The organism is Paenibacillus sp. FSL R10-2734 (assembly GCF_037963865.1).
Classification (GTDB): Bacteria; Bacillota; Bacilli; order Paenibacillales; family Paenibacillaceae; genus Paenibacillus_AQ.
The window spans coordinates 4610816-4622492 of record NZ_CP150170.1; the positions used below are offsets into that span (position 1 = coordinate 4610816).

At 38.7% G+C, this 11677-nt stretch carries 13 protein-coding genes; 1 reads left to right on the forward strand and 12 read right to left on the reverse strand.

Going from position 1 to position 11677, the window contains the following annotated elements; genetic code table 11:
- Window positions 1–13 precede the first annotated feature (13 nt).
- The 12 genes from NSS67_RS20025 to NSS67_RS20080 form a co-directional block, all read right to left on the reverse strand.
- Window positions 14–1084, reverse strand: a complete 1071-nt coding sequence (locus tag NSS67_RS20025; RefSeq protein WP_339315343.1) for a glycosyltransferase — start codon at window positions 1082–1084, stop codon at window positions 14–16.
- A gap of 60 nt (window positions 1085–1144) precedes the next feature.
- Window positions 1145–2542 carry an MATE family efflux transporter gene (locus NSS67_RS20030; protein WP_339315344.1) on the reverse strand — a complete coding sequence of 466 codons (1398 nt, stop codon included), beginning with the start codon at window positions 2540–2542 and terminating at the stop codon, window positions 1145–1147.
- Window positions 2539–3843, reverse strand: a complete 1305-nt coding sequence (locus tag NSS67_RS20035; RefSeq protein WP_339315345.1) for a galactokinase family protein — start codon at window positions 3841–3843, stop codon at window positions 2539–2541. The genes NSS67_RS20030 and NSS67_RS20035 overlap by 4 nt, the downstream gene beginning before the upstream one ends.
- Before the next feature lie 314 nt (window positions 3844–4157).
- Window positions 4158–4292: a hypothetical protein gene (locus NSS67_RS20040; RefSeq protein WP_339315346.1), complete on the reverse strand. Its 135-nt coding sequence runs from the start codon at window positions 4290–4292 to the stop codon at window positions 4158–4160.
- Between the two features lie 402 nt (window positions 4293–4694).
- Complete coding sequence (locus NSS67_RS20045; RefSeq protein ID WP_339315347.1) at window positions 4695–5336, reverse strand: thermonuclease family protein; 642 nt, start codon at window positions 5334–5336, stop codon at window positions 4695–4697.
- A gap of 213 nt (window positions 5337–5549) precedes the next feature.
- Window positions 5550–5972, reverse strand: a complete 423-nt coding sequence (locus NSS67_RS20050) for a VOC family protein (RefSeq protein ID WP_339315348.1) — start codon at window positions 5970–5972, stop codon at window positions 5550–5552.
- A 240-nt stretch (window positions 5973–6212) separates the two neighbouring features.
- Complete coding sequence (locus NSS67_RS20055; RefSeq protein WP_339315349.1) at window positions 6213–6674, reverse strand: GNAT family N-acetyltransferase; 462 nt, start codon at window positions 6672–6674, stop codon at window positions 6213–6215.
- A gap of 16 nt (window positions 6675–6690) precedes the next feature.
- The gene (locus NSS67_RS20060) at window positions 6691–7317 is read right to left on the reverse strand and encodes a hypothetical protein (RefSeq protein WP_339315350.1); all 627 of its coding nucleotides are present in this window, start codon (window positions 7315–7317) and stop codon (window positions 6691–6693) included.
- A 178-nt stretch (window positions 7318–7495) separates the two neighbouring features.
- The gene (locus NSS67_RS20065) at window positions 7496–8239 is read right to left on the reverse strand and encodes an ABC-2 family transporter protein (RefSeq protein ID WP_339320643.1); all 744 of its coding nucleotides are present in this window, start codon (window positions 8237–8239) and stop codon (window positions 7496–7498) included.
- Between the two features lie 48 nt (window positions 8240–8287).
- On the reverse strand, window positions 8288–9037 hold the full coding sequence (locus tag NSS67_RS20070) for an ABC-2 family transporter protein (protein WP_339320644.1): 750 nt from the start codon (window positions 9035–9037) through the stop codon (window positions 8288–8290).
- 127 nt (window positions 9038–9164) lie between these two features.
- On the reverse strand, window positions 9165–10220 hold the full coding sequence (locus NSS67_RS20075; protein WP_339315351.1) for an ABC transporter ATP-binding protein: 1056 nt from the start codon (window positions 10218–10220) through the stop codon (window positions 9165–9167).
- Between the two features lie 78 nt (window positions 10221–10298).
- Window positions 10299–11081: a GTP cyclohydrolase II gene (locus tag NSS67_RS20080; RefSeq protein WP_339315352.1), complete on the reverse strand. Its 783-nt coding sequence runs from the start codon at window positions 11079–11081 to the stop codon at window positions 10299–10301.
- Between the two features lie 194 nt (window positions 11082–11275).
- Here NSS67_RS20080 and NSS67_RS20085 point away from each other — a divergent pair, with 194 nt between their 5' ends.
- Window positions 11276–11617, forward strand: coding sequence for a helix-turn-helix domain-containing protein (locus NSS67_RS20085; RefSeq protein ID WP_339315353.1), 342 nt, complete (start codon window positions 11276–11278; stop codon window positions 11615–11617).
- The last annotated feature ends 60 nt before the right edge of the window (window positions 11618–11677 follow it).

Sequence of the window (11677 nt, forward strand, 5' to 3'; positions counted from 1 at the left end):
CTAATACAAACCATTAATTCTTTGTTTTTTCAACATAAGTCCGCATCCTGTTACATTTAATAAGATAATAGATGTAAACTAAAAAATAGAGTCTGCAGTTTGTAAGTCTGATTAATGACCTTTCAACTGGTGAGAACTCGCTCTTCACGATATACTTTTTGTTTTTAAATAAGTATTTTTTCGACTTTAGTTTGTATACATTTTTCAACCCACCCCAAATCCCTGCTGGGTTTGTATAGTGTGTCTCATTGCGAATGGATCTAAATAATTTGAGATACAAATAGGTTGTTAGTCTATCCATATATTCGCTATCATCAGTAAAAAAATTACAGGAAAACTCCCTTTTGGCTTCATACACATCAATAATATTTTCCCAGTAATTTTCCCAGTATATGGTCCGTTTGCTCAGCGAGTTTGGAGCTAACCGATTGTAGTTGTATAATGGATCAGCGATAACATATATAGATTTAGCCCGGGATAGTGCCTGTATGACAATAATTTCATCTTCATGCATGCAAATATCCTTATAAAATTTGATGTTTCTAAGTATACTTTTTCTAAAAAAACTACACCATACATAGCCCGTTGTTATAAGATTATCTGTCTTCAAGTCTCCATATAACGGTAATATATAACAATCGTGTATATCATTTTTTGTATATAAACCTTCATCAATTGGCAAGTTGCAAATCCTGGCTATACCATCATTTCTGTGACGATAGGCGGAACAAAATACGATATCAGCATTGTTCTTCGAGGCTGCATTATACAATAATTCCATCATATTTGGTTCGCACCAGTCGTCAGCATCAATGTAATTAAGAAACTCTCCGCTCGCTTCATTCAGACCTGCCAGCCTAGACATAGGCAACCCACTATTTTTCTGATGAATAACGCGTATGCGAGTATCTTTACTTGCGTACTTATCACATATTTTCCCGGAAGAATCTATAGATCCGTCATCAACCAGAATGATCTCAATTTGTTTTAACGTTTGGCAGATTAGGGATTGAATACACTTGTCTAATGTGTCCTGCATATTATAAACAGCCACAACAACGCTAACTAATGGTTTGGTTACCATACACTTATACTCCTTTTGTATTCACACATCGATTCGGAGGACATTAATTTAACGCTAGTGTTATATAGTACCTAGTACTTGTTTTATCTTTCTCTTAAATATGAAACCGGCTGTAATTGCGGAAATGATATCAGATATAGGTTCTGCTAAAAATATGCCTATTACACCAAAAAAACTTGGTAGTATTATTGCTAGTGGTATCAAAAGTATGATCTTTCTCAAACAGGCCAAAAAAAGGGATGTTTTTGCTTGACCGAGTCCTACAAGTGTACATTGAACGCCTGACTGAATGCCAAAAATCCCCCACCCACAAACAAATATGGGCATCATATATGTAACAATATTTATCATTTCAAAATTATCTGTAAAAAGTGATGCGAAAAAAGTTGGAAATAACATTATGATAGCTACAATTAAAGATCCAATGATGATATGCAAAGCAAACCCTAGCCGATATGCTGTTTTGACCCTAATATAATTTTTTGCTCCGTAATTATAACTGATAACAGGTTGGACTCCTTGTGTGATTCCGTTGCAAAAAATATATATCAATTGCATTACACTTGTAATAATCGTCATTGCTCCTACATAATAATCACCTCCATATTTTTGTAACCCAGAATTAAAAATGATATTAATAAGGCATTCAGTAAGCTGCATAATAAAAGGGGAAACCCCTAATGCCAAAATGGGAAGAATCACTTTTTTATCCAACTTGATATACTTCTTTTTCAAGCGTAAAGCACTTTTGTTAGATAAAAGATATCGAACAATCCATAAAGTACTAGCTGCTTGAGAAATAATTGTTGCAAGAGCCGCACCCTTAACACCTAAATCTAATGTAAATATAAAAATAGGGTCTAAAATGATATTGAGGATTGCTCCAATTAAAACAGATATCATTGCTATTTTGATTTTCCCTTGTGAAGCAATAAAACTATTTAGACCCAATGAAAATTGAACGAATAAGGTGCCTAGAAGATATATAAATAAATATTGGTTTGCATATTCAATTGTTTTCTCACTTGCACCGAAGAGTAAAAGTATGGGGTTCTTAGTTGTTTGCAAAACTATGGTAAGGAAAATTGATATCACAAATAAAGATGCAGCACTACTTCCAAGAATAGCTTCAGCACGATCTTTATTTCCTTTACCAAGCTCTATGGATGCCAGAGGTGCACCGCCAGAGCCTATTAATTGCGCAAATGCAGATACGAGAATAATAATGGGGAAACAAACACCTACTCCTGTCATAGCCATATCGCCTACTCCAGGTATCATACCGATATATATCCGGTCCACAATGTTATATAATGCATTAATAACTTGAGCTACAATAGCTGGTATGGCCAATGAAACGATTAACCTAGGCACAGGCGTTGTGCCTAGGTTGGAGCTTCCAGATTTATTTTCATCTATCACGATTTTACGATCCGTTGTTGATTTAATTAAGTTCACTTGTAAGTTTCTACTGTCATTAAATCAGTGATTTTCACAGCTCCATAAGGACGAATAGTAATGGGATACGTTGAATTCTCTAAGAAATTAGCCTCTATATATTCAATGTAGTCTTTTGTGTTTTCTTTTGGAATTATTGCCATAATAACACCAGCAAACCCCCCGCCATGAACCCTTGTTGCACCTTTTCCTATCTTCGCAATAAATTGTTGGGTAAGTTCTAACGCAAGAGGTATACCTTGCTCTGTAATATTGGACATAGAATAGCAATTTTGGAGTAATTTCCAAGAGGAATCTCCAGAGGCTGATATTAGAGTTAAAAATTCAGCAAAATTACCATTTTCCAGAGATTCTATCTGTTTTTCGACCACTATATTTTCATTGAAAAAATGTATTGCCCGAAGAATAGCACGATCGCTTACTTGATTGCGCAGAGATTTAAGGTTAGATAAGATATCCTCTAACTTCAGCTCTGCAAGCTCGCTTTTTCCAAAATGAGCAGCTACTTGTTTCATTTCTTTTGGTACAGAAGAATATTCTTCACTTAGATCAGCATGGCCTTTACCTGTATTTACAATAATAATTTCATAACCAGCTTTATTAAAATCAAAATCTATATTCTTAATTTCTGGATTATCTTCATTTTGAAAATCAATATTGATAATTCCGCCAACTGCACAAGCCATCTGATCTAACAATCCTGAGTCTTTATTCCAGTAATGATTTTCGGCATATTTGCCGACCTTTGCATATTCAGTTTTACTCAACTTGTTTTCATTAAAAAAGTGATCCATTATAGAACAGATCAGCATTTCAAATGAAGCGGATGAGCTAACACCAGCGGCAGAAAGAACATTGCTAGTAACATATACATCGAAACCACCCAAGTTTTTACCGGTTTCTTTAAATCCAGCTAAAAGGCCTTTAAGCAATTCAATGGTACTGCCTTCATGCTCACTACTCAGATCATCAATATTAATTGAGAAGTCCAGCTGATAATTTTCACTGACAATAGATACATAATTATTTTTGGTTTTTGTGGCAATACCAATGCAATCAAGATTAATGCTGCCTGCGAGTATTTTTCCACCGTTATGATCTGTGTGATTGCCACCAATCTCAACACGGCCAGGAGCGCTAAAGACTTCGAAATCCTCATGTTGGAATCTTTTTGTATATTTTTCGATAGATGATACATAACGTTGTTTGTTGTTCTCTACATTGTCTTCACCATAGAGATCAACCCACAATTTAGCGTTTTGCGTCGAATTAAGCGCTTTTTCAAATTCAATTTTATTCATTTCTGCACCTCACCTTTAAATGTATAACTCAACTTTTGCAACATGAAAATCGCATAAGTACTGATATATCTGGCCAAAGCAGAAATCTATGCTGGGTTTAACGTTACGTCAGTCATAATGCTCTTAGTGGTCTCCACATCGGCAACCTTCGCGTACTTCCGACACGTCGCATTTACTGCAATCGCTTACCAGAATATCTGATTACATTGTAGCACTCGGTCATTCGCCATCTTTAGCACTTTTTTTGTACAGATTTGTCATTTTATTACTTATATTAATAAAGTATCACATGTATTTTGTATTTTATTTGGATTTTAGTATTTTTTTAGTATTTTCAATCGATTTCGATCAGCGGCAGCATAATTTTTCGCCCGTGTCCCCTCGCCTAACTCACTATTCATCGTAACGAGGTATCCATCGCGATACAGCAGCCAAATTCGATCATGCACATTGTAACGCCACCCCCGAGAACAAATGTCGAATCCACCGAAGATAAATAGAATAATATATATTTCGTGTTAGGTATTTCTATCTATTGTTAAACCTTTAGGTAAGAGCTGCAAGGTTTGTCTCAAAAAATTCTGTGTGATCTAATTATATTAAAGGGTATTCCAAATGAATATTGTGTACTGGGCAATCCTCCATTATGAATATTATCTGAATGTCCTGCATTATGCAGGACAAATATAATGAACGTTTCCCTGAACTTAATTTCATTTCTAAATTAATTAAATGAAAAATACCCCGTCGACCAGTTAAGGTTAACGGGATATTTTTATACATGCTTATACCAAAACCATCCAAAATTCAAATTCACTTCTGTAGTTCCTTATACATACACTAACCATCAGTTAGCGTGCTGGCTTAGGAGTTGCTGAAGACTTAGGAACATGAAACCCCTTGTCTTGCGCGTAATTTTCAATACTCCAGATCCCTATTCCACTCTCACGAGCCTTATCTTGAATAGCTCTGAATTGATCTACGTACTTTGTATTGGGTGCAAATACATAAGCTACACGAGCATACCCTTGCTCTAGCAGAAGCTCATTAAACATTTTACCATCAATATAAAGGTAACAAAGTAGACGGCCATATTTGTCCCGCTCTGACACATCGAGTTCAATTTGCACATCTTTATCTGTAAGCATCTTTTTAGCATAATTAGAGGCTTCTATCGAAAATGGCTGTGGTTCAGGAATATTAGGATTAACGGATTCAGGAGTATCGACCAGCAGCAAGCGAACGGTTTCCTTTTTGCCGTCAATAGTTAACTTCATGGTGTCTCCATCGACTACTCGGGTTACTTTTGCATCTAATAAACGCTTGTTGGCATCTACTGTATTGTTTGCTGTTGAATCAGATTTTGGGTCGGGACTAGTTGTTATTGTTGGAGCTGGGTCTAGAGTAGATTGCTCGGCTAAGGTGCAACCGGTTAAAGCACTTAGTAAGAGCGTAATCGCAAAAAAGCTTTTTACTAGAGAAAACTTATTCATTAATAAACCTCTTTCTTATACTTATGTAATAGCTTCATGGGGTTTAATTAAAATAAATCAAAACAGTGAAAAACACAAGTTGATGTTTAAAAAAATGCGCAAAATGAAATCCAAGATCATCTATGCAAAATGATAGATGGCTCCGACGTAGTCTAAAATCCTTTACAATAAAAAAGAGTCGCACCATCTTTCTGTGCAACTCTTTGTTCGTTTTTAGTGTTCAAGCTCAGTATAGATTTGAAAGGTTACGCCGAATTTATCCGTTATATCAGCAAATCCAGGGCTGAAAGGCTCTTCTTTAAACGCCATATTGACTCTACCTTCTTGCCGCAAGGCTTCATAAATTCGTTTTGATTCTTCTACATCGTTCGTTGTAATGCAAATGGTTACCCGTTTTCCGTTTTCAATAGGCGAACCGCCTGGAGCATCCGAAAACATGAGTTCCGTTACACCGACTTTTAACTTGGCATGCGCTACAAGACTCTTCAGATCGTCAGTGAACGTATCGGGCATGTCCGGCATTTCACCGTAAGTAACCATGGAGAGGACTTCTGCACCGATGGCTTGTTCATAAAACTGAATTGCTTCCTTTACGCGTCCCTCCAAAGTAATATAAGGGGTAAGTTTTACCGTCATAAGATTGTTCCTCCTCGAGTTTTTGTTTCGATTGTTATTCATTAGTATAGACGATCCTGCCACCGTAAAATCATCGGTTTATCAAAAAATCCTGCTTCGCGTCCAAACCTGTCGGCAATCCAAACTATGGTACGGTTCACCGCGCTTGATCTTAAACTATCTTTATCTATTTCTTCAGCTCTCAAACTCCAAAAGCATTTTCAATTATATTAATGAAACCTAGAAGCATTCATCTTAAGATTAATTAATCATAACAATAAATGCAGTATTTCCTTTAACAAATTCAGCTTCCCGGGAAAATCCCGATCTTTCATACAGACGTATCGCTCTATCATTAAACTTTGCCACTGTCAGACGTTTTGAGCTTTTTCCGAACATTTTATCAATTTGGCTTAGAACAGCTGTGAAAAATAGAGTCCCCTTTCCCTGTCCTGTAAACTCTGGTCTCATCCCTAATCCAATATCTATTAACCCCTGAGAATATGTATAAAACTCATTTGGAACTTGCCCTGAGCTTCCTACACAAAAGAATCCTACTAACTTTTTATTATCATCAAATACGGAAAAATATGATTCTGCAAGCATTTCACTTATAGCTTCAGGAGTTTGTTCATTGTTGTAAAAATCATAAGGTGGATCATATCGCCAGCTTAAGATATCCTTAGCCGCACTTTCACTCATCTTATCTATGAAGAGTTCCATCTCGCTCCCCCTTTCTTCAGCCTAATTCCGCTAACTCTTGAAGGACTTTCTCTACATCGCCATCAGGATTTAAAGCCTTGATCATCTCTCTCGTAATGGCTGCTCCCTCATATATGTTAGCAACAATCTCTAAGGGGAGTGTGAGTTCAAAATAACCTTCGGCAAATTCCACAAAATCCTCAGCTGTGCGAAAAATAGTTCCTAGCAAAAAGTCCGAACCATCTTCTGCTCCCGCTGGAATCTCTACCTCCCCCTTCTGCCAAATCAAATCATTGTTTTCACGCCATAAGCAAAAAGTAACATCTTCCTTAGCTATTGCATCATCTTCAAGTAAAGACAATAGTGAGGCTGGAACTTCTTCGTAGATCCCCGGCCAAACTTCGTGTTCATCGAGCACATAAGGACTTACTTCGGACTCATGATCAAAACCTTTGATTATCGTTCCTTGAGGTGCAAATATAATAAACAAATGATCGCCGGATCCATTGTCAATGGACGCTATGGAAATATTATCATCGGACTCTGGAATGTAACTATGATATCGTAGCCATTCTTCTGGACAACATATAATATTTAAAGCAGCAAGAGTTTTCATATTTTCCTTTAAAGCTTTAGGTTCTGGTAAAACATCAATCATACTCATTATGTATCCTCCATGTCATATTAGTTCATACAAAAGCAAAGTAGATATTTCAATTTTAGCATAACTATAGATCGAAGTTACTTCATCACAGCAAAACATAAAAAACCGTTCAGAAGGAATCTCTGAACGGTTATAACTACTATAAAAATAAGCAATCAATGGTCATCACCAGCTAAGCCTAAGACCCCGCACCCTTATATCTTCGTACGCCATAACTCCAAGTTAACAAGCCAATCCCAAGGAATATCGCACCTACTACTGGTGTCATCAGAGCAAGGCTGGTCATTTCTTCTCGCTGCAGGAAGAGCGCTGCAGGGTAGACTCCGACGAACGCAAACGGAATGATCCACGTAAGCAGCACCTGAATAGCACGATTATAAATCGTTACCGGGTAACGGCCATAGGTCTGAATATTGTACATTAGCGGGAGAATCCCTGTTGGAGCATCGGAATAGAAAGACAATGAAGTCAATGTCGTATAAATCCCCGTATAAATGGCGACCGCACTCAACGTAAGAATGATCAGAGCCGGTATGGTCCACCATTCAAAAGGAAGACCCAGATTTCCACCACTGATGGCCATAATAATGATTCCTATGAATGAGCCCATTAGTGCTGGAGGGTCAACATTTTCCAAAAAGATCTGGAACAAATTATGTGCTGGACGTGTCAAAATACGGTCCATCTCACCTTTGACGATGTAACGCTCACTAAATCCCCAAAGATTCACAAAACAACTAAACACCCCAAAAGGCACCATAAAGAATCCATAAACAAACACTACTTCATTCTGATTCCAGCCACCTAAGCTGTCTGTATGCATGAAGATCACCAGTATAAAGATAAAGTTGGTGGCCTGAAAGAGTAAATCTGATATGACCTCTACCCAAAAATCTGCGCGGTAGGTAAGCCGGGACTTCATATAATTTTTGATATATTCAATTAATAATCCAAGGTAATACAAGCTTCCTCACCCTCCCTGCACGAAGAGACGCTGCCGCGCCGCATGATATAACCAGACAATTGGAATCAGTAAGGCCAGGAACCAAACGATCTGTATCCCTAGTACATTCCAAATCCCAACCCCTTGCACTCGTCCCGTAAACACTGAACCTGGCAAGTAAGTAATCGCCTGAAACGGCAGCACCTTAAGTACGGAAGATAGCCAGTCAGGAAACAGACTGATCGGCACGATCAGACCGGAGAACAAATCAACAATTACCCGCTTCATCCGCATCATACCCTCATTATTCTCAACAAAGAAGGCCGAGAGCCCGGTAATAATATTAATCTGTGAATTAATCAAAAAGCTGAAAAAGAGCATTACAAGAAAACCAGCCCAAGCAGAAGGTGCTGTTGGTAATTGAACCGGGAACAACAACATTGCTATAGCCATCCCTGGAATCATAAACAAAAGGAAGCGGAACATACCTTCTCCGAATCCTTGCATCATTTTGACCAATACATAGTTATAGGGCCTTATAAACTGGATAGCGATACTTCCGTCTCGTATATCCGTAGAGATCTCACGATCTAGATTGTTAAAATAAAACGCGCGAGCCATCCACGATACCGCCACATAAGACGTCATTTGCGTCGCAGTGAAGCCACCCAGTGAATCACCGTTTCCATAGATGGCCATCCATGTGAAATAGTTCACGCCGATATTCAGTGAATAGATAAGAATACCTGAATAGTAGTTGATCCGATAAGCGAGCATGGTAAGAAAACGAATGCGAATAAAATCGAGGTAAGCCCCGAATAGTAATCTTCGGCTATTGTCCTGCGGCCCACCTGAAGACGAGCCTCCAGCAGAAGAGGACATAGCCGATGCAGGATTAAGCTTATCAGACATGTAGAGCCTCTCTTTCATCCTTCAGAGCGGCAGCCATTTCATCTGGTTTATCCGCAGACCCGGATTGATAAATACTGCGAACAATATCATCTGTATTCGTCTCAATGATTTTGATATCCGTAATATCTGCTTTTCCGACTACTCTTCCTAATACATCGGAGACATTTATTTCTAGCGGAATCCACACAGACGCCCCATGATCATTCTCCGCAGACCATGTAACTGGCATCCCATCTGTCCAAAGCTCAAGCTGCTGACGTTTCGTTGCATTTCCAAATTGAAATTGAACTTCACGACCGGTTCCCCAGCGCTGTTTCAAATCTTCTAGTCCGCCATCATAAATAATTCGGCCATCGTCAAGCATAATCACCCGCGAGCAAAGCGCCTCAATATCTTGCAGGTCATGTGTAGTCAGCAGTATGGTTGTCCCATGCTCACGGTTCATATCTTTAAGGAATTCACGGATTTCTGATTTCACCACAATATCTAAGCCAATGGTCGGTTCATCTAGAAATACAATCGATGGATTATGCAGCAATGCAGCTACTAATTCACAACGCATCCGCTGACCTAGACTGAGTTTACGAACCGGACGATTAAGCAGTTCTTGCAATTGCAAACGTTCGACCAATTCATCCAGCCGTTTCTTGAAGTCTTGTTCAGATACCCGGTATACTTTGCGCAGCAGCTGGAAGGATTCAATGACCCCGATGTCCCACCAGAGCTGGCTGCGTTGCCCGAATACCACGCCGATATTTTTCACGAATTTCTCGCGCTCCAAATAAGGAACATAACCACCCACCGTAAGATTTCCTGAAGTTGGTACGAGAATACCCGTGAGCATTTTGATCGTAGTTGATTTCCCAGCACCGTTCTCTCCGATATACCCACAAATCTCACCTTCGGGAATGGAAAAGGAAATATCCTTCACAGCCGTTACTTCCGTATATTCCCTTTTAAACAAATCAGCGAAGGCCCCTTTGAGACCTTCGCGGTTTTTTTGTACTTTGAATGTTTTGCGTAAGTCTTGCACTTGAATAGCAGTCATATTGTACCTCACTAAGCTTAATGTTGGGTTCCAGTACCCCATTATAATAGAAGAAGTCCAAAAGCACTACCTCAATCTTTACTTAGCCACTCTTCCTACAATTGGATTCGCATCTTTCACAGCTTCTAAATGTCCTGAACGAGCCACTTTGGTGCGCAAATATTTCTCGTTAAAAGAAGATACATCTCCCCATAGCGCTACTCTTTTCACAGCATTCATTCCTGCAGCCTTGAGAGCTTCCAATTTCTTCGGATTATTCGTAATCAAAGTGACTGGCTTATGACGTAAATGTTGCAGAACGCTAATTGCTTCTTCATAATTTCTTGAATCATCTGCAAAGCCCAGCTCTAAATTAGCCTCAACTGTATCGTATCCTTCTTCTTGTAAAAGATACGCCAAAGATTTGCTAAACAGTCCAATGCCTCTGCCTTCATGGTTAGCAAGATAGAATAATGCACCCGAACCGTGCTCTACGATCATCTTCATGGACTGATGCAGCTGGAAGCCACAATCACAACGTTTACTGCCAAATATATCACCGGTATGGCAAATGCTATGCATCCGAATCAAGGCTTCATCTGAACCCTCGAAATCACCATACACTAACACACTGGATTGCTGTCCATCTGCAAGGCTCATGGTTGGCAACTTGGAAATTAAAGCAGCCGTAGCTTCGCTGCTATCGCCTTTTAAAAGTTCTGCATCTGTTGTGTTCAGCCAGTTGTACCATTTAAAAGTAACAGTCTCTCCGTCTAAATTCACGGGTAAGGTAATCGGGCCAACTAATATATTTGTACTGTGTGCTAAAGGAATTCGAGTAATTTTATTTTGTAGGATAGAAATAATATCTGGTTTAATCATGAGTACACCTTCCTCAATGTTCATCGATGCTTAGCTGTAGCTAAACGTAAAGATCGAATATTAGTTAAAATATAAGTAACTATTTGTAAGTTAGTTTATCATTGTAATATAACTTCGTCAAGTTATAATATATCTTTAAATATTTATAATTACTTTATGTAAGTTTATGATATAATGAATGTTGAGGTGATATTATGAATGATTTCAACATGTGTCCTCGCTTTGAAAAAGCGGTTGACTTACTAAGTAAACGTTGGGTCGCGCTAATCGTTTTCGTGCTTATGCCAGGTCCACGTCGTTTTGGCGAAATTGAAAGCTGTCTGTCCAATCTAAGCGGTAAAGTGTTATCTGACCGACTGAAGGAAATGGAAATCGAAGGCATTATTGAGCGAACCGTATATCCAGAAATGCCAGTACGCATTGAGTACTCCCTTACTCAAAAAGGCACAGCCTTGGCTCCTATACTTGGTGAAATTGGAAATTGGTCTACGGATTGGATTGAGCTTGGTGAAACTATTGAATCCCGCTCACGCTAACTCAAAAAGCCCTTTTTGTTCCGTATCCGGAAACAAAAAGGGCAATTTTAGTTCTTCCAT

Coding starts and splice junctions, on each gene's coding strand:
- NSS67_RS20025 (WP_339315343.1), bottom strand. CDS start 1,084: ATGGTAACCAAACCATTAGTTAGCGTTGTTGTGGCTGTTTATAATATG.
- NSS67_RS20035 (WP_339315345.1), bottom strand. CDS start 3,843: ATGAATAAAATTGAATTTGAAAAAGCGCTTAATTCGACGCAAAACGCT.
- NSS67_RS20045 (WP_339315347.1), bottom strand. CDS start 5,336: ATGAATAAGTTTTCTCTAGTAAAAAGCTTTTTTGCGATTACGCTCTTA.
- NSS67_RS20050 (WP_339315348.1), bottom strand. CDS start 5,972: ATGACGGTAAAACTTACCCCTTATATTACTTTGGAGGGACGCGTAAAG.
- NSS67_RS20055 (WP_339315349.1), bottom strand. CDS start 6,674: ATGGAACTCTTCATAGATAAGATGAGTGAAAGTGCGGCTAAGGATATC.
- NSS67_RS20060 (WP_339315350.1), bottom strand. CDS start 7,317: ATGAGTATGATTGATGTTTTACCAGAACCTAAAGCTTTAAAGGAAAAT.
- NSS67_RS20065 (WP_339320643.1), bottom strand. CDS start 8,239: ATGAAGTCCCGGCTTACCTACCGCGCAGATTTTTGGGTAGAGGTCATA.
- NSS67_RS20070 (WP_339320644.1), bottom strand. CDS start 9,037: ATGCTCGCTTATCGGATCAACTACTATTCAGGTATTCTTATCTATTCA.
- NSS67_RS20075 (WP_339315351.1), bottom strand. CDS start 10,220: ATGACTGCTATTCAAGTGCAAGACTTACGCAAAACATTCAAAGTACAA.
- NSS67_RS20080 (WP_339315352.1), bottom strand. CDS start 11,081: ATGATTAAACCAGATATTATTTCTATCCTACAAAATAAAATTACTCGA.
- NSS67_RS20085 (WP_339315353.1), top strand. CDS start 11,276: ATGAATGATTTCAACATGTGTCCTCGCTTTGAAAAAGCGGTTGACTTA.